General features: G+C 43.5%; 18 protein-coding genes. All 18 read left to right on the forward strand.

Features of this window, described 5'->3' with window-relative positions:
* Positions 1-14: 14 nt before the first annotated feature.
* The 18 genes from spx to SM121_RS02680 all read left to right on the forward strand — a co-directional run bounded on the left by spx (position 15) and on the right by SM121_RS02680 (position 17,633).
* Complete coding sequence (gene spx / locus SM121_RS02595; RefSeq protein WP_003002116.1) at positions 15-413, forward strand: transcriptional regulator Spx; 399 nt, start codon at positions 15-17, stop codon at positions 411-413.
* 135 nt (positions 414-548) lie between these two features.
* Entirely contained in the window at positions 549-1,145 is a 597-nt protein-coding gene (locus SM121_RS02600) for an SP0191 family lipoprotein (protein ID WP_320911088.1), read from the forward strand.
* Between the two features lie 124 nt (positions 1,146-1,269).
* Complete coding sequence (locus SM121_RS02605) at positions 1,270-1,536, forward strand: IreB family regulatory phosphoprotein (RefSeq protein WP_003002070.1); 267 nt, start codon at positions 1,270-1,272, stop codon at positions 1,534-1,536.
* Positions 1,536-1,955 (forward strand): Holliday junction resolvase RuvX, encoded by a 420-nt coding sequence (gene ruvX, locus SM121_RS02610; protein WP_003002199.1) that lies wholly within the window; start codon positions 1,536-1,538, stop codon positions 1,953-1,955. The genes SM121_RS02605 and ruvX overlap by 1 nt, the downstream gene beginning before the upstream one ends.
* Before the next feature lie 22 nt (positions 1,956-1,977).
* Positions 1,978-2,283, forward strand: coding sequence for a DUF1292 domain-containing protein (locus tag SM121_RS02615; protein ID WP_320911089.1), 306 nt, complete (start codon positions 1,978-1,980; stop codon positions 2,281-2,283).
* Positions 2,284-2,440: 157 nt separating this feature from the next.
* Positions 2,441-3,673, forward strand: a complete 1,233-nt coding sequence (locus SM121_RS02620) for a bifunctional folylpolyglutamate synthase/dihydrofolate synthase (RefSeq protein ID WP_320911090.1) — start codon at positions 2,441-2,443, stop codon at positions 3,671-3,673.
* Between the two features lie 76 nt (positions 3,674-3,749).
* Positions 3,750-4,160, forward strand: a complete 411-nt coding sequence (locus SM121_RS02625; RefSeq protein WP_003012851.1) for an SP_0198 family lipoprotein — start codon at positions 3,750-3,752, stop codon at positions 4,158-4,160.
* Between the two features lie 278 nt (positions 4,161-4,438).
* Positions 4,439-5,974 (forward strand): cardiolipin synthase, encoded by a 1,536-nt coding sequence (cls, locus tag SM121_RS02630; protein ID WP_320911091.1) that lies wholly within the window; start codon positions 4,439-4,441, stop codon positions 5,972-5,974.
* Between the two features lie 169 nt (positions 5,975-6,143).
* A complete protein-coding gene (locus SM121_RS02635) occupies positions 6,144-7,982 on the forward strand; it encodes a glycosyltransferase family protein (RefSeq protein ID WP_320911092.1) in 1,839 nt (612 codons plus the stop codon).
* A gap of 122 nt (positions 7,983-8,104) precedes the next feature.
* Positions 8,105-10,315: an anaerobic ribonucleoside-triphosphate reductase gene (gene nrdD / locus SM121_RS02640; protein ID WP_320911305.1), complete on the forward strand. Its 2,211-nt coding sequence runs from the start codon at positions 8,105-8,107 to the stop codon at positions 10,313-10,315.
* Between the two features lie 191 nt (positions 10,316-10,506).
* A complete protein-coding gene (locus SM121_RS02645; protein ID WP_320911306.1) occupies positions 10,507-11,007 on the forward strand; it encodes a GNAT family N-acetyltransferase in 501 nt (166 codons plus the stop codon).
* A gap of 4 nt (positions 11,008-11,011) precedes the next feature.
* Positions 11,012-11,617: an anaerobic ribonucleoside-triphosphate reductase activating protein gene (gene nrdG, locus SM121_RS02650; RefSeq protein ID WP_003002059.1), complete on the forward strand. Its 606-nt coding sequence runs from the start codon at positions 11,012-11,014 to the stop codon at positions 11,615-11,617.
* Between the two features lie 188 nt (positions 11,618-11,805).
* Positions 11,806-13,275, forward strand: a complete 1,470-nt coding sequence (gene cpsA, locus SM121_RS02655; RefSeq protein WP_003012842.1) for an LCP family glycopolymer transferase CpsA — start codon at positions 11,806-11,808, stop codon at positions 13,273-13,275.
* Positions 13,272-14,003, forward strand: coding sequence for a capsular polysaccharide biosynthesis protein Cps4B (gene cps4B / locus SM121_RS02660; RefSeq protein ID WP_003012712.1), 732 nt, complete (start codon positions 13,272-13,274; stop codon positions 14,001-14,003). Before cpsA ends, cps4B begins: the two co-directional genes overlap by 4 nt.
* A 44-nt stretch (positions 14,004-14,047) precedes the next feature.
* A complete protein-coding gene (locus SM121_RS02665; RefSeq protein ID WP_003012938.1) occupies positions 14,048-14,743 on the forward strand; it encodes a Wzz/FepE/Etk N-terminal domain-containing protein in 696 nt (231 codons plus the stop codon).
* 12 nt (positions 14,744-14,755) lie between these two features.
* Positions 14,756-15,448: a tyrosine-protein kinase gene (locus SM121_RS02670; RefSeq protein ID WP_003002149.1), complete on the forward strand. Its 693-nt coding sequence runs from the start codon at positions 14,756-14,758 to the stop codon at positions 15,446-15,448.
* Positions 15,449-15,467: 19 nt separating this feature from the next.
* A complete protein-coding gene (locus tag SM121_RS02675; RefSeq protein ID WP_003012763.1) occupies positions 15,468-16,844 on the forward strand; it encodes a sugar transferase in 1,377 nt (458 codons plus the stop codon).
* A gap of 3 nt (positions 16,845-16,847) precedes the next feature.
* Positions 16,848-17,633 carry a LicD family protein gene (locus SM121_RS02680; protein WP_320911093.1) on the forward strand — a complete coding sequence of 262 codons (786 nt, stop codon included), beginning with the start codon at positions 16,848-16,850 and terminating at the stop codon, positions 17,631-17,633.
* The last annotated feature ends 15 nt before the right edge of the window (positions 17,634-17,648 follow it).

Here is a 17,648-nt window from a genome sequence, read left to right on the forward strand (position 1 = left end):
AAAGGAGTGCATGCATGATTAAAATTTATACAGTGTCAAGTTGTACGAGTTGTAAAAAAGCAAAGACTTGGCTCAACGCTCACCAGCTAACTTATAAAGAACAAAACCTCGGTAAGGAAGGGATCACCAAAGAAGAATTATTGGATATCCTTACAAAGACTGAAAATGGAGTGGCAAGTATTGTCTCTTCAAAAAATCGATACGCTAAAAGTCTAGGAGTGGACATCGAAGACTTGAGTGTCAATGAAGTCATTGACATCATCATGGAAACACCTCGTATTCTTAAAAGTCCGATCTTGGTAGATGACAAACGTCTCCAAGTGGGTTACAAAGAAGATGATATTCGTGCCTTCTTGCCACGATCAGTTCGAAATGTAGAAAATGCAGAAGCGCGGATGCGTGCAGCCCTTTAAAACGATTGAAAATCAGAAACAGTTTGTTTCTGATTTTTTCTTGTTCAAAATAGAAATGGATAGTAGTTAACTGCACCGATTTACGAAATCTATGATACAATATTTTAGAAAACAATAACTAGTAAGGAATGGAAAATGAAAAGGAAAATCTTCTTATTGGGTGCGCTTGTGTTGTGTTTGGCTGGATGCAGTCAAAAAAAGCAATCAAAAACTCCTACCTCAAGTGAGCAAAAAGCAATCAAAGCGAAAGCAGAACAGCTACAAAAGGATAATAAGAGTATCTTGCAAAAGGCAGAAGAAAATCAAGTGGTCACAAGAACCTTTGTCTTTCCAACAGATGATAAGGGGACACAACAGACGCAAATCGTCACCTATGTGGGGAATACTTTCAAAAAGTTGGAGACCATTAATGTAACGGCAACCAATGAAGAATTGAAAAAAGGGATTCAACAGGTTGGAGTTGAGGAAGCGCAAAAGCAATTGAGAGATTCCTTTAACAAGGATGATGCCTTTAAGGAAGCGTTGACAGTTCCTGGCTTCACAGCTGATTTGACCTTGGAAAATGAGAATGAATACAAGGTAACGATCACCTATAACTTTGAAGCGATGGATGTGAAGAAGGCCGAAGGTATGACTTACTTCAAAAACAATCACTTACCAGAGTTGTTGAAGCTGACACCGAGCCAATTTGCGGATAATCTCATCAATGCAGGAGCAAGTGAGCAAAAATAAAAAAACAGTTTAGATAAAATAGCTCAAAAATGCTTGAAAAAGCTGTAAAATCAAGGGCTTGACCATTGTGGAAAACTCTTGATTATGGTATAATAGTAATATTCTAAGGAAAGAGGGTGTTCTTGTGGGATTTACAGATGAAACAGTACGTTTTAATCTTGATGATTCAAATCGTAAGGAAATTAGCGAGACCTTGAAAGATGTTTACTTGTCACTGGATGAAAAAGGCTACAATCCAATTAATCAAATCGTAGGATACGTACTCAGTGGTGATCCTGCCTATGTACCTCGTTATAATAATGCACGAAACCAAATTCGTAAATATGAACGAGATGAAATCGTTGAAGAATTGGTACGTTATTATTTGAAAGGGCAAGGGATAGACCTCTAATGAGAATTATGGGATTGGATGTTGGCTCAAAGACCGTTGGGGTTGCTGTGAGTGATCCTCTCGGTTTTACAGCTCAGGGTCTTGAAATCATCCAAATCGATGAAGACAAAAGAGAATTCGGTTTGGAGCGCTTAGCCGAATTAGTAGCTCAATACAAGGTGGACCGTTTTGTTGTGGGCTTGCCGAAAAACATGAACAACACCAGCGGACCGCGTGTGGAAGCCAGTCAGGCTTATGGCACGATGATTGCTGAAAAGTTTGGCTTGCCAGTCGACTACCAAGACGAACGGTTGACGACAGTTGCTGCAGAGCGGATGTTGATCGAGCAAGCAGATATTAGCCGTAGCAAACGCAAAAAAGTCATTGATAAGTTAGCGGCGCAGCTTATTTTACAAAATTATTTAGATCGCAATTTTTAGAAAGAAAACGAGGAAGAATAGTATGGCACATGATCATAACCACGACCATGAAGAACGTGAATTAATCACATTGGTGGATGAACAAGGAAATGAAACCTTGTTTGAAATTCTTTTGACCATTGATGGCAAAGAAGAATTTGGAAAGAACTATGTTCTTTTGATCCCTGCAAATGCAGAAGAAGATGAAAATGGCGAAGTTGAAATCCAAGCATATTCATTTACAGAAAACGAAGACGGAACAGAAGGCGACCTTCAACCAATCTCAGAAGACTCAGATGCAGAATGGGATATGATCGAAGAAGTCTTCAACAGCTTTATGGAGGAGTAAAAACGTCCGGGGGACGTTTTTAGCCCAACTCCTAGAAATACGAGAGAGCTGGTAAGTCCGATGGACTTGCTGTAAAAATGAGAAAGAAATAACTACAAAAGAAAGGAGCGCAAACGTCAGAAGAGGTTTTGTCGCTTTTTTCTTTTAGGAGGAAGATGTGAATAAGATTGAGCAATGGATGAATAATCGGATCGGTCTGAATTTTCGATCGGGACTGGATCGTATGGAGCAGGCAGTGAGCCTTTTAGGGAGGCCGGATAAGGCTTATCCGATCCTTCATGTGACAGGAACCAATGGGAAGGGATCCACAATCGCCTTTCTGCGTCAATTGTTGATGGCTCACGGAAAGAAGGTTGGAACCTTTACTTCTCCTCATATGATCAGTATCCATGATCGGATTTGTATTGGGGATCAGCCGATTTCAGATGAAGATTTTACTCGGATTGGCCAAGAAGTCCAACAAATGGAGCAGACCTTGCTTCAAACCCAGGACCAACTCTCTTATTTTGAGATTATCTGCCTCATGGCTCTCTTGTATTTTAAGGAACAAGCTGTGGACGTGGTCTTGTTGGAAGTTGGTATCGGTGGGCTTCTAGATACCACCAATGTAGTGACGGGAGAGATCGCAGTGATCACTTCGGTCGGCCTGGATCACCAGGAAACACTGGGAGGGACGATTGCGGAAATCGCCCAGCAAAAGGCAGGAATCTTTAAGAAGGGCAAGAAAGCTGTGGTGGGTCCCTTGTCGGATGATGCTGTAGCTGTTTGTCAAGAAAGGGCCGAGCAATTGGATGTGGATCTCCACGCCTTCCAGAAAGATTTTGGCTTAGAGCAGGATTGTTTTTGGAATGAAAGTGTGGATCTTGTCTTGCCGTCTCTGGGCTTGAAGGGTGATTACCAACGGGAAAATGCTGCAGTAGCTCTGGAGGCCTTTCTCCTCTATATGGAGGGGCTAGATCAAGAAGTGGATATGGATCAGGTCAAACTGGCCTTACAAGAGACGCGGTGGCCTGGACGTCTAGAGTTGTTTGGTGACCAGGTGTATCTTGATGGCGCCCATAATCCTCATGCTATGTTGCGCTTGATCGAGTTTGTCAATAGCTTGGCAGGAAAACGCGTGAAAATTTTATTTGGGGCCCTCAAGCGAAAAGATTATAGCGGGATGCTCCAAACACTTCAAGCGGGATTGCCAGAAGCAGAATTGATTTTGACGACCTTTCATTACGGAGAAGTGGTAGCACAAGGTGACCGACAAGACTTGCCCTATGTAGCTGACTACAAGGCCTATATCAAAGAATTTATGGATCAGAGTCGTCCAGATGAAGTCTTATTTGTGACAGGATCCTTGTATTTTATTGCGGAAGTAAGGGCATTTTTATTAGAGGGGTAAACAATTGACCTAAAGACTTTCTTGGCGTATACTGGTGGTAGATAGTATACGGTTATGGCGAAAGGAGCCGATCTTAATGAAAAAAATCATGTCTATACTGACCTTGGCAGTAGCCCTTTTCCTGACTGCTTGTAGCCAGCAAGAAAAAGCGACACAGACTTCGAGCAAACAGACGTCTGCTTCATCACAGACTGTGACTTCAGCGAGTGAAGAACAGAAAGAAGGAGTGTCCATAGATGGTAGTTATCGAGGACAGGACGAGGAAAATACGATTCTCTTAGTTGTGACGGGTCAAAAAGGCACGTTTACGGTGCAAGATGCTGATGGCGAAGAAGAAACCAAAGAGGTCAGTATTGATTCGGTCAATCAATCCATGCGTATCGGGGATGAGCCTTATCGCTATCGGATCGAAGGAGATCAGTTATCGCTAGAAGACTTGGAACAGGCAGAGGATGATCAAGGGATTATCGTTTTGACCAAGCAATAAGGGGCGAAACAAAAGAGAGGCTGGGACAAAAGTCCTAGCCTCTCTTTTGTTTTTAGATTGTCGAGCAAGACGCAGTGGTTGAGTGGGCTCTACTACGCTGATTTCATCAGCTTTTACAGCCCTACTCAACTGTGCGGAGGTGGGACGACGAAATCGAATTCTAACGAATTACCGATTTCTGTCCCACTCTCTTTTTGTTTGTCAAGAAGGGGGTTGGTTGGTCGTTGCATCGGGTAAAAAGAATTGGTATACTAGTAGAAAGAAAAAAGGAGGATGCTGTGACCTTTCGAAAATTACGTCTATTAATGTCCAAATATGGATTTAGTATTTTGTTTATGGGCTTTGAACTATGGGCATCCTTTGCGGCCTTCTTCTGGCTCAATAGATGGTTCCCGCATTGGCTATCTGTTGCAGTCATTGGGCTCTTATATGTGTCGACGATTCTAGCTATTGTTAATCGAAATACCCCGCCTGAAAATAAGGTTACCTGGCTCTTGATTGCGGTCATTCCTGTCTTTGGATCACTCTTGTATCTCATGTTTGGAGAGCGGCGTTTGTCCAAGAAGGAAATGATCCAGTTGGAAAATATGGAGTCCATGAAGTTTCGAGAGGACAATAGTCATCAGTTGCGTAAGGAGCTCAAGCAAGAAAGCAAGGCTGTCTATGGCTTGGTTAAGTCTATTTTATCCATGGACCACAATGCGGATCTCTACAATGGGACGGCATCGACCTTTTACCCTCTAGGGGAGGAGATGTATGCGCAACTACTAGAGGATCTGCGAGCAGCGAAAAAATTTATCTTCATCGAGTTTTACATCATTGATGAGGGCTTGATGTGGAACAGCATCCTAGAGATTTTAGAACAGAAAGTAAAAGAGGGGGTTGAAGTCAAACTCCTTTATGATGATATCGGCTGTATGGCGACCTTGGCCGGGAACTATACCAAACGGTTGCGAAAGATGGGGATTGATGCCCATAAGTTCAACAAGGTGATTCCCCGTCTAACAGTGGCTTATAACAACCGAGACCACCGCAAGATTCTGGTCATTGATGGGCAGATCGGCTATACGGGTGGTGTCAATTTGGCAGACGAGTACATCAACCACATTGAGCGGTTTGGCCACTGGAAGGACAGTGCTATCCGTTTGGATGGACGGGCTGTTAAGGCCTTGACGCGACTCTTCCTCATGAACTGGTACATTAACCGTGGGGAAATCGAGGATTTTGACCGCTACCATATTGAAAACAAGGCAGTCAAAGGCGAAGGACTCTACATTCCCTATGGGAGTGGACCAAAGCCGATTTACAAGTCGCAGGTCGGAAAGACGGTTTATCAAAATATGATCAACCAGGCAACGGATTACGTCTATATCACGACTCCTTACCTGATCATCGATTATGATTTGACAGAGGATATCCGCAATGCAGCCCTTCGTGGGGTGGATGTTCGAATCGTGACTCCGCATATTCCGGATAAAAAATTAATCCAAATCGTAACTCGTGGGGCTTACTTGGATTTGATGGATGCTGGTGTGAAAATCTATGAGTACACGCCTGGTTTTGTCCACAGTAAGCAAGTGTTAGCAGATGATGAAATGGCGGTTGTAGGGTCGATTAACTTTGATTATCGCAGTTTGGCCCATCACTATGAAAATGCCGTCTGGATGTATCGGACGCCTGCCTTGAAAAAGATTCGGGAGGACTTTGACCATATCTTTGAAGTGTCTCAAGAAATTACAGAGGATACCTTCCGCTTTACATGGCACCAAAGCTTAATCAAGGAAATTATGCAATTGTTCGCACCGATGTTGTAATAGGTGTGGACATACAGAAGAAAGAGTCAGAAGCTAAGAGATCTGACTCTTTTTTCGAAGGACTATGTGGCAAGAGGCTGACACGGTCGGCAGAATTTGGTATACTAGAAAAGATAGCGAGCTTTTTTAAAAGGAAAAAGCAGAGGAACATGGAAGAAAAGGAAAAAGAATGAGCGAAAAAGAGCAAGAAATGACTTCGAAAAAGTTAGGGCTTCACGTGGGAGTTAGTTTTCAAGATACACGTGAAATTCGCGAAGTGCTAGATAAATCAGTCTTTCGTGAAGAAGAGCCGACTCATAGCCAGCAGGCAGAAGTATTGGAGGAGCCGGTTGCAATGGAAGGATTAGAGCCCATTAGTGATGCAAAGTCAGAACTAGTAGCAGAACCTGAACGAGAATCAGACCAGGAACCGGAGCAACCGCTCAGTCGGATGAGTCGTCGTTCGCGTAAAGCGGGAGTTGAAGCAACAAAAGCGGAAGTACCTAGCGTAGAAGAGAACACGGAGGAGTTAGAGGCAGATGTAGTAGCTGGGTCTGTGCGCCGTCAATGGAAGCGTCCAGTCCCTATGGAGATTCCTCTTGTGTTGAGTCTCTTGATTAGTTTACTGCATGTCGGGGTGCCATTTTTAACCCGTTTTGCCACCAATCAACAATCTCAAAATTTGTATGCTGGCTGGGCAATGACAAAGGGTCAAGTACCGTTTGGTGATTTTTACGGAACCAATGGTCTCCTCTATTATGCAATCAACTGGTTGGGAAGTTTAGCTGGTGGACATTGGATCTTGATGATCCTCCAAGCGATTGCCCTCTTCTTTGCGGGGACTTACCTCTATCGGGTTGTGCGCTTGCTGGTGTCTGATAAAGATACAGCGAAGAATGTCCAGTTGCTCTTTTATTTCTTGGTGCTAGGCCTTGGTTTTGGAGGGACTTATGTGACTCTCTTTAGCCTTCCAATCCTATTTGCCAGCATGAATTTCATTTTGGCTTATCTGATTGGGTATCGTAAGGATGAAGGCTTTATCCTTTATGGTGCGATTGCAGCTGTGGCTTTCTTGATCGATCCGATGACCAGTGCCTTGTTTTATTTGTTGGCCTTCCTTGGATTAACAGCCTTTAATATCAAGCAGAAGAGATGGGCGCGTGGCTTTTATCAACTGCTAGCAGCTCTCCTTGGTTTTTCACTCGTCTTTTATCCAATTGGCTATATCACCGTTTTGAATCAGACTTTTGGCTATGCCATTAACCAAGTAACCTATGTCTTTAATGCCTTGAATTTCACGAATGGACAGACCTTCAGTAATGTTATTTATTACGGATTGTTGGCGCTCGCCTTTGGTTTAGTCTCTGCCTTTTTGATGTCCTTTACTAAGCAAAGTAGCAGTGCTCGCCGGATCTTCCGCTTTATGGGATGGGCAGGTAGCCTGGTAGTCCTCGTCGTGTCTATTGGTCTTCCTGAACAAGGCGCTTACCAATTGTTGCCAATGTTGCCATTTGTTCTTCCCTTGTTTGCGATCTGGTTCTCACGAGATGGGGAAGAAAACGACGGTATCGAACGTCGTGGTCGGAAGAAGAAAAACAAGGAAGTTTGGGCCGCTTACTTTACGAGCCAAGTTTTCTTACCGCTAGTAGCCCTTGTCTATCTGTTGGCGAATCCAGTGGTTCAAGATGTCGTGCTTCAGTCTGGCCAATCGAGTGAACGGAGCGCTATTGCCAGCTACATTAAACATCATACCAAGTCGAAAGATACCATTTATGCTTGGGATACAACGGCTACCATCTATCAAGAAAGTGATCGTTTGGCAGCTTCGGCCTTATTGACCCCGACGTCTTATCTGGGAATTAATGAAAATCGGACCAATGTAGTCCAACAAATCGATCGGTCTGAACCGAAGTATATTGTGGTCAATAATCAGGTAGAGTTGACCTCCAATATGAAGGACTTGCTCAAAGAAAATTATCGTCTAGTTGAGAAGAAATACCGTCATTTCAAACTCTATCAACGCTCTTAAGAAAATCAATATCTTGTGTTTTAGAAAGTTTTTTAGAATTTTCACCACAAGATATTGATTTTTATTTTTGGAGTGGTATAATACAACTTGTATGTAAATAAATGAAGAGAGGCATGTTTGGTATGATCACCTTGAGAGAAGAAAAACTGAGAATGGCCCCGGATATTTTTGTTGAAAAACGAGATGGCCGTCGTGTTCAATTCGATGTTGAAAAAATTTATAAAGCCTTGTTGAAGGCGACAGAAGAAGTGACTTCTCTCACTCCAGTGATGGAAGCCAAACTAGAAGCCATTGTCGATCGTGTAATCGCAGAGATTTTGGAACGTTTTCCAAATGGCGTGAAGATTTATGAGATCCAAAATGTTGTCGAACATGAATTGCTTCAAGCCAATGAATATGCGATTGCTGAGAGCTACATTACTTATCGGACTCAACGGGATTTTGAGCGCTCAAAAGCGACGGATATCAACTTTACGATTGGAAAACTCCTCAACAAGGACCAAGCGGTTGTCAATGAAAATGCCAATAAGGACAGCGATGTCTTTAATACGCAACGGGATTTGACGGCAGGGATCGTTGGTAAGTCTATTGGTCTTAAAATGTTGCCTAAACACGTAGCCAATGCCCACCAAAAAGGGGATATCCACTACCATGATTTGGACTATAGCCCTTATACACCGATGACCAACTGCTGTTTGATCGATTTTGAAGGCATGCTCAGAAATGGCTTTAAAATTGGGAATGCAGAAGTCGAAAGTCCTAAGTCCATCCAAACTGCAACGGCTCAAATCTCGCAGATTATTGCCAATGTAGCTTCTAGTCAGTACGGGGGTTGCTCGGCTGACCGGATCGATGAGGTCCTGGCCCCTTATGCAGAAAAGAACTACCAAAAACACTTGGCAGATGCCAAAGAGTGGGTGCTTCCTGAAAAGCAAGAGGACTATGCTTGGAGCAAGACTCAAAAAGATATCTATGATGCCATGCAATCGCTGGAATATGAGATCAATACCCTCTTTACTTCGAACGGGCAAACTCCCTTTACTTCGCTTGGCTTTGGTCTTGGAACCAATCGCTTCGAACGGGAAATCCAAAAGGCGATTTTGGAAATCCGGATTAAGGGACTTGGATCGGAACATCGGACAGCCATCTTTCCAAAACTGATCTTTACCCTCAAGCGGGGGCTCAACCTAGAACCTGGAACGCCCAACTATGATATCAAGCAATTGGCCTTGGAATGTGCGACGAAGCGCATGTACCCAGACGTTTTGTCTTATGACAAGATTGTCGAGTTGACAGGCTCCTTCAAGGTGCCGATGGGATGTCGCTCTTTCCTTCAAGGTTGGAAGGACGAGAATGGTGTGGAAGTTAATTCTGGCCGGATGAATCTTGGGGTCGTGACCGTCAATTTACCTCGGATTGCCTTGGAATCGGGCGGAGACAAGGAGAAGTTCTGGCAAATCTTTAATGAACGGATGAACATCGCTGAAGATGCCTTGGTTTACCGCGTGGAACGCACCAAAGAAGCGACACCAGCCAATGCGCCGATCCTCTACCAATATGGGGCTTTCGGGAAACGCTTGGGTAAATATGATCAGGTAGATCAGCTCTTCCGTCATCGCAGAGCAACCGTTTCTCTTGGCTATATCGGACTCTATGAAGTTGCAACCGTCTTTTATGGTCCAAATTGGGAACACAATCCAGAAGCCAAACAATTCACGATCGATATCATCAAGGATATGAAAGCGCGCGTGGAAGAATGGTCTGACCAGTATGATTACCACTTCTCTATCTATTCGACTCCGTCAGAAAGCTTGACAGACCGCTTCTGTCGCCTGGATACGGAGAAATTTGGTAAGGTTCCAGATATCACAGACAAGGAATACTACACCAATAGTTTCCACTACGATGTTCGTAAGAACCCAACGCCATTTGAGAAGTTGGATTTTGAAAAAGTCTATCCAGAAGCTGGGGCGTCTGGTGGTTTTATCCACTACTGTGAATACCCTGTGCTCCAACAAAATCCAAAAGCCCTTGAAGCGGTTTGGGATTATGCCTATGACCGGGTCGGTTATCTCGGAACCAATACGCCGATTGACCGTTGTTACAAGTGTGATTTTGAGGGAGACTTCACGCCGACTGAGCGCGGATTTGCTTGTCCAAACTGTGGCAATAGCGATCCGAAAACGGTTGATGTGGTCAAACGGACCTGTGGTTATCTAGGAAACCCTCAAGCTCGTCCGATGGTCAATGGCCGTCATAAGGAAATTGCTGCACGGGTCAAACACATGAATGGATCCACTATCAAATCAGCTGGACACCAAGTGACAAATTAGAAAAGGACATTATGGGAAAATACCAATTAGATGATAAAGGTAAGGCTCAGGTTCAACGATTCCACGAGAAGCATTCAAAGGGTGGAATCAATAAAAAAGACCGAGTAGCCAGCCTGAGAGAACAATTTTTAAATAAGAATAAAAAAAAAGTGAGAGTCCGCTCTCGCTTTTCTCGTATGGGGGAGGTAAAGATGGAATTACGTAGACCAACATTAGCAGATAAAGAAACCATTCTAAACATGATGACAGAGTTCGAAGAGACCCAGTCGGCCCACGACGGCGGCTTTTGGGATGCTGAGAACTTTGATTATGAGGAGTGGCTAGAAACTAACCTTAATAAAGAAATGGGAATAGGATTGCCTGAAAATCGCGTTCCATCAATTCAGTTCGTATTGTTTGATGAATCAGGTCATGCTTTAGGTTTTTTGAATCTACGGCTGAGACTAAATGAGGGGTTGTTGAATTATGCTGGCCATATCGGTTATTCCATCCGCCCTTCTGAAAGGGGAAAAGGTTATGCCAAGGAAGCTCTCTATCAAGGTCTGCAACTAGCTAAAGAAAAGAACATCCATCGTGCTCTGGTGACATGTAGCACGGAAAATCCTGCCAGTCGAGCGGTTATCTTAGCTAATGGCGGTCAATTTGAAGATGTTCGAAATGGAACGGAGCGTTATTGGATAGAAGTGGAGTAGAAGGATGACATGGAATACACCAAAACCAGGTGAGTGGAAGAGTGAAGAACTGAGTCAAGGTCGCATCATCGACTACAAGGCTTTTAACTTTGTCGATGGCGAAGGGGTGCGCAATTCCCTTTATGTGGCGGGTTGCATGTTTCACTGTGAGGGCTGTTACAATGTAGCGACCTGGTCTTTCAATGCAGGCATTCCCTATACCAAAGAGTTGGAAGAGCAGATCATGGCAGATCTGGCCCAACCCTATGTCCAGGGTTTGACCCTACTTGGAGGGGAACCCTTTCTCAACACTGGCATCCTTCTGCCCTTGGTCAAGCGCGTGAGAAAAGAGTTGCCTGATAAAGATATCTGGTCTTGGACAGGCTACACCTGGGAAGAAATGATGCTAGAGACACCAGACAAACTAGAGCTTCTATCACTGATTGATATTCTGGTCGATGGGCGCTATGATAAGAGCAAGCGCAACCTCATGTTGCAGTTCCGTGGCTCTTCTAACCAGCGGATCATTGATGTTCAAAAATCATTGAAAGAAGGAAAAGTCGTCATCTGGGATAAGCTCAATGACGGAAGGGAAAGTTTTGAGCAGGTCAAGCGGGACGATCTTTTGTAATCACTTCAAAAAACCGGGTTTTGCACTCGGTTTTTTTGGATTCTCTGCATAAGTATACAAGAGATTTCTCAAGTTTTAGAAAACGCTTATTTTATAAATGTCTATAATGGACAAAATGGTGATAATTAATGCATTTTTTAATAAAAATATGTTACAATAAATATGATTAGGACTAATTGGAGGTATTTATGTCACAAAGGAGACGGTGCCGTCGTTCAGAACATAAGTGGGGGCAATTGCGAATCATTAATTCCGTATTGCTTATTTTTTTGCTTATGAGTGCAAGTTGGGCGACCTATACCATGTTGGCCAATAACATCTTGGCTTTTCGCTATGTTAATATTCTCGTGATTGTACTACTAGCTCTTCTCTTGCTCTTGTCAGCTTGGTTTGTGATCAAAAATCAGGCCAAAAAGACAACGTTCGTCCTGCTTCTTGTCGGCTTATTGGCTAGTTCAGGAGTTTTGTTTGCTAGCCAACAGCTTTTGAATCTGACCAGTAATGTCAATGGCCACTCTAACTATACAGAGTTTGAGATGGCTGTCTATGTCAAGAAAGACAGTGACATCAAAGATATCAAAGAAATCAAGGAAGTGGTGGCACCAAAGGGCAACAATAACGAAGCCAATCTTACTGCCCTCTTGGACAACATCAAAAAGACCAAGGGTCAGGAAATTTCTGTAGTGGATGCACCGACTTATCTAGATGCCTATAAGAGTCTGCAGGAAGGGAATGCCTCTGCTATGGTCCTCAACAGTACCTTTGAGGATACCATTGCCGCAGAAGATGCGGACTATGCGAAGAAGTTGAAGAAAATCTATTCCTACAAGATCCGAAAAGAAGTGGCAGCGACGAGCAAGGTGTCTGCCAATGCGGATGTCTTTAACATCTATGTCAGCGGGATCGATACCTATGGTCCGGTAACCTCGGTTTCTCGTTCAGATGTCAATATCATCATGACGGTCAATCGGAAGACCAAGCAAGTCCTATTGACAACGACACCACGGGATGCCTATGTACCGATTGCAGATGGTGGTAATAACCAAAATGATAAGTTGACCCATGCGGGGATCTACGGAGTGGATGCTTCTATCCATACCCTTGAGAATCTCTATGATATCAAGCTCAACTACTACGTTCGTCTCAATTTCACATCCTTCCTCAAGTTGATTGACCTTCTAGGGGGAATCGATGTGGAAAATGACCAGGAATTCACGAGCCTTCATGGCAAGTTCCATTTCCCAGTTGGCAAAGTCCATTTGAATTCGGAGCAAGCCCTCGGTTTTGTTCGCGAACGCTACTCTCTTCAAGGTGGCGACAATGACCGTGGGAAAAACCAAGAAAAAGTCATTGCAGCTATTATCAAAAAGTTGACCTCTACTAAGGTTTTAAGCAACTACAATGAGATTATCGGAAACCTCCAAGATTCTGTCCAAACCAACATGCAGTTGCCGACTATGATGAACTTGATCAATACCCAGCTAGAATCGGGTGGCTCTTATGAGGTGACTTCTCAAGCGATCACCGGTCAAGGACGCACCGACTTACCATCTTATGCCATGCCTGGTTACAACCTCTATGTCATGGAGTTGGATCAAGCCAGCTTGACCAAGGCTAAGGAAACCATTCAAAAAGTAATGGAAGGAAAAGAAAAATGATTGATATCCACTCGCACATCGTCTTTGATGTGGATGATGGACCAAAGACAAGAGAAGATACGCGTGCCTTATTGGAAGAAAGCTATCGCCAAGGGGTACGGACCATTATCTCCACTTCTCATCGCCGCAAGGGGATGTTTGAAACTCCCGAAGAAAAGATTTCTGAAAATTTTCAAGAAGTGAAAAAAATTGCGGCAGAGGTCGCGCCAGATTTAACGATTCATTATGGGGCAGAGATCTACTTTACCAATGATGTCTTGAAAAAACTGGAAGAAAAGATCATTCCACGTTTGGCAGATACGCGCTTTGCTCTGATCGAATTCAGCATGGGAACACCTTACAAGGAGATTCATACCGCTTTGGACCGCTTACTCCATCTAGGTGTGACACCAGTTGTGGCCCATATCGAGCGCTACAAGTGCTTGGAGAAAAATGAGGAGCGCGTGCAAGAGATGATTAACATGGGCTGCTACATGCAGATCAATAGTTCTAGTGTTCTCAAGCCTCGCCTCTTTGGGGATGAACAAAAACAACTCAAAAAACGAGCTCGGTACTTCTTAGAAAAAGACTTGGTACACTTTGTTGCCAGTGATATGCACAATGTAGATAAACGACCGCCTTATATGGCAGAAGCCTATCGCTTGATCAAGGAAGAATACGGAGAACAAAGAGCACAAGCTCTCTTTGTCAGCAATCAAGAACTCTTGTTAGCGGATGAATTAATCTAACCATGAAACAGGTGGAGAGATCCACACGAAGGAGTAATTAGGAAATGAACAATCAAGAAAATCAAGCAGTGGAAATTGATGTTTTCGCTATGCTGAAGACCCTATGGAAACGCAAGTTCTCAATCGTTTTGGTCGCTCTTGTCTTTGCCATCGCAGCATTTGGCTATAGTGCCTTTTTAGCCAAGAAAGAATACCAAAGTACTAGCCGGATCTATGTGGTCAGTCGTCAAAACCAAGACAACAATGCCTTGACAAACTCGGATTTGCAGGCGGGTTCTTACTTGGTTAAAGACTACCGTGAGATCATCCTTTCTCAAAATGTATTGAGTCAGGCCATCGAAGAATTGAAACTCGATCTGACACCAGCTGAGCTGTCGAAAAAGATCAGTGTATCCGTTCCGACAGATACTCGTATCCTTTCCATCACGGCTAAGGATGGAGATCCAAAAGAAGCGGCCCGCATTGCCAATGGCCTTCGAAATGTAGCAGCTGCAAAGATCATCTCTGTGACCAAGGTGTCAGATGTTACGACTTTGGATGAAGCAGAAGTGCCTCAATCACCTTCTTCACCAAATATCCGACGCAATGTCCTTCTTGGCTTTATTGCTGGAGCTGGCTTGATGGTGGTTCTCATGGTCGTAGTAGAAGTCTTGGACGATCGTGTCAAGAGACCAGAGGATATCGAAGAATTGATGGGCTTCACCTTACTTGGTATTGTGCCAGATATTAAGAAATTGTAGACCGAGGAACGCATGAATACATTAGAAATTTCAAAAAATAAACTACAAGAAATCCATAAGGCAGAGGAGTATTTCAATGCTCTTGCGACGAATATCCAATTGAGTGGTGTGAATCTGAAAGTCATCGCTGTCTCATCTGTTCAAGAAAACGAAGGAAAATCAACCACTTCAACCAACTTGGCCGTTGCCTTTGCGCGTGCGGGTTATAAGACTCTCTTAGTCGACTGCGATATCCGGAACTCTGTCATGACAGGGGTTTTCCGTAGCCGTGATAAGATCCAAGGATTGACTGACTTCTTATCTGGTCGTAGCCAATTGAACCAAATTTTATATCCTACTGATTTTCCAAACTTGGATATCATCGAATCTGGACAGGTCGCGCCAAACCCAACGGGTCTCTTGCAAAGTAAGAACTTCACCGTGATGATGGATGCCCTACGTGAGCATTTTGACTACATCATCGTCGATACACCTCCAATCGGAATCGTGATCGATGCGGCGATTATCGCTCAACGCTGTGATGGAACCGTCTTGATCACGGAATCTGGTGCCAATGGACGCAAGGCTGTCCAAAAGGCGAAGGAACAATTAGAACAAACAGGCACCCCTTTCTTAGGAGTAGTGCTCAATAAATTTAACATTAAAGCTACCGAGTATGGTTCGTATGGTGGATATGGATCTTACGGGGAATATGGGAAAAAGTAAAGAATAGGATCGAGGGAAAATGGGAGAAGAAAGAATTGAACTGGAAAAATTAACGATTGTTCTCTTTCAAAGTTTGGCTGTCCTATTTTCAGCTTACATTGTGAGCTTTTTTAAGAATGCAGAATACACGCCACAGACGATCGCGGTGCTCTATCTTTTGCACTTTGTAGCCTTTTACATTAGCAATGTCTCCTATCGTTTTTACAGTAGGGGTTACCTAGATGAGCTCTTTCAGGTCTTGAAATACAATGTATTTTTCGCTGTTGGGATCACCTTTACCTCTTTTATGCTCGATGGGGTCTTTTCTATCTCTCGACGGGGGATGATCTACTTCTTTCTTTTTAATACCTTTGCCGTCTATGCCATGGATCTCTTGCTTAAGAGATACCGGAAATCTGTTTCACCACGGCGGAAAAGTTCGAGAAAGATCTTCTTGATCACAGCGACCAGTCGGATGGAAAAAGTATTTGATATCTTGCATTCACCCAACCTCTATCATGGAGATCTAATCGGTGTCACTGTCATGGACAATACGGATTTTGCTCATTCAGGTGTCAGGGTGGTGCAGCCGGATCAAATGATGAACTTTGTGACCAAGGAAGTGGTGGATGAAGTCTTTATCAATCTGCCAAGTGAGGACTATAATATAAGTGACTTCGTCTCGGAGTTTGAGAGTATGGGGATCGATGTGTCGGTCAATCTCAATGCCTTTAACTTCGCTTCCTTAGGCAATAAACGGGTTCGAGAAGTCGGGGGACTAAGCGTCGTCACTTTCTCAACCAATTTTTACAAACCGAGCCACGTATTTGCCAAACGTCTCTTGGATATTGCAGGAGCTTTCTTTGGCCTCTTGATTTGTGGACTAGTGAGTATCGTTTTGGTCCCTCTAATCCGCAAAGATGGCGGTCCTGCCTTCTTTGTACAGAAGCGGGTCGGAAAGAACGGACGGTATTTTAACTTCTATAAATTCCGCTCCATGCGCGTGGATGCCGAAGAGATTAAAAAAGATCTGATGGCGCAAAACACCATGACAGGTGGGATGTTTAAGATGGAAAACGATCCACGGGTAACACCGATCGGACGCTTTATCCGTAAGACCAGTCTTGATGAATTGCCACAATTTTACAATGTTCTGATCGGTGACATGAGTCTAGTCGGAACTCGTCCTCCAACGGTAGATGAATACCAAGACTATACGCCAGCCCAAAAACGTAGACTCAGTTTCAAGCCAGGGATTACAGGCCTTTGGCAAGTGAGCGGACGCAGTGAGATTACAGACTTTGACGAAGTGGTCAAACTCGACGTTGCATACATGGATGATTGGACGATCTGGAGAGATATTCAGATCCTGCTCAAGACCGTGAAGGTTGTACTTAGAAAAGAAGGAGCGAAGTAGGCTGTGAGTAAAGTTAGACAGATTCAATTAGGAGAACTATCCTTATTAGAAAAGTATATTGAGATTTGCACAAAACACAATCTTCGATACTATGCTTTAGGGGGCACTTTATTGGGAGCCATTCGTCACAAAGGCTTTATCCCTTGGGATGACGATATGGATTTGGGCATGCCTAGAAAAGACTATGAAAAGTTTCTGGAAATTTGCCAAAATGAATTACCGAGCAATGTCATCTTGAGAATCCATGATGATAATTTAGGCAATACCTCTATCATGGATACCTCGCTTCAAATTGAATTTGGTGGGGTTGTGTGTAGTCCTTTTATCGATGTGTTTCCTTTAGATGGTTACCCATCAGATGGCTTCCACTATTTCTTGCACACCAATAAAATTAAGTATTACCGTGCCCTTTCCAAAATATCTGTCATCAATCGATTGCACAATCGCGACCGAGGTTTCTTTGAAAATTCAATTGTGAAGGTTTCTAAGATCCTTCGCCTAGACAAATTACTAAATACTGAAAAAATCAATCAAAAGTTACAAAATACGATTAAAAAATATGACTTTGAGACAAGTGATCTCGTGGGAAATGTCTTAGGATCCTATCGCGAGAGAGAATTGGCCTACAAAGAGGTATTTGGGGAGCCACAACTCCTTGATTTTGAAACTATTAAAATCAGTGGTCATGCTGATCCGGATGCTTATCTGACAAAGATCTATGGCGATTATATGAAGTTGCCAGAAGAATCAGAGCAAAAAGGTCACTTTGAATCCACGTGGGGAGAATAAGCTTGAAAAGTTTTA

The sequence above is a fragment of the Streptococcus sp. S1 genome, assembly GCF_034137685.1.
Classification (GTDB): Bacteria; Bacillota; Bacilli; order Lactobacillales; family Streptococcaceae; genus Streptococcus; species Streptococcus dentalis.

Bases quoted from the DNA above. Each gene is read 5' to 3' on its own strand.
- SM121_RS02645 (WP_320911306.1), top strand. From the start codon at position 10,507: ATGGAATTACGTAGACCAACATTAGCAGATAAAGAAACCATTCTAAAC.
- nrdD (WP_320911305.1), top strand. From the start codon at position 8,105: ATGATCACCTTGAGAGAAGAAAAACTGAGAATGGCCCCGGATATTTTT.
- cps4B (WP_003012712.1), top strand. From the start codon at position 13,272: ATGATTGATATCCACTCGCACATCGTCTTTGATGTGGATGATGGACCA.
- ruvX (WP_003002199.1), top strand. From the start codon at position 1,536: ATGAGAATTATGGGATTGGATGTTGGCTCAAAGACCGTTGGGGTTGCT.
- SM121_RS02675 (WP_003012763.1), top strand. From the start codon at position 15,468: ATGGGAGAAGAAAGAATTGAACTGGAAAAATTAACGATTGTTCTCTTT.
- SM121_RS02600 (WP_320911088.1), top strand. From the start codon at position 549: ATGAAAAGGAAAATCTTCTTATTGGGTGCGCTTGTGTTGTGTTTGGCT.
- SM121_RS02670 (WP_003002149.1), top strand. From the start codon at position 14,756: ATGAATACATTAGAAATTTCAAAAAATAAACTACAAGAAATCCATAAG.
- SM121_RS02615 (WP_320911089.1), top strand. From the start codon at position 1,978: ATGGCACATGATCATAACCACGACCATGAAGAACGTGAATTAATCACA.
- cpsA (WP_003012842.1), top strand. From the start codon at position 11,806: ATGTCACAAAGGAGACGGTGCCGTCGTTCAGAACATAAGTGGGGGCAA.
- SM121_RS02625 (WP_003012851.1), top strand. From the start codon at position 3,750: ATGAAAAAAATCATGTCTATACTGACCTTGGCAGTAGCCCTTTTCCTG.
- nrdG (WP_003002059.1), top strand. From the start codon at position 11,012: ATGACATGGAATACACCAAAACCAGGTGAGTGGAAGAGTGAAGAACTG.
- spx (WP_003002116.1), top strand. From the start codon at position 15: ATGATTAAAATTTATACAGTGTCAAGTTGTACGAGTTGTAAAAAAGCA.
- SM121_RS02635 (WP_320911092.1), top strand. From the start codon at position 6,144: ATGAGCGAAAAAGAGCAAGAAATGACTTCGAAAAAGTTAGGGCTTCAC.
- SM121_RS02665 (WP_003012938.1), top strand. From the start codon at position 14,048: ATGAACAATCAAGAAAATCAAGCAGTGGAAATTGATGTTTTCGCTATG.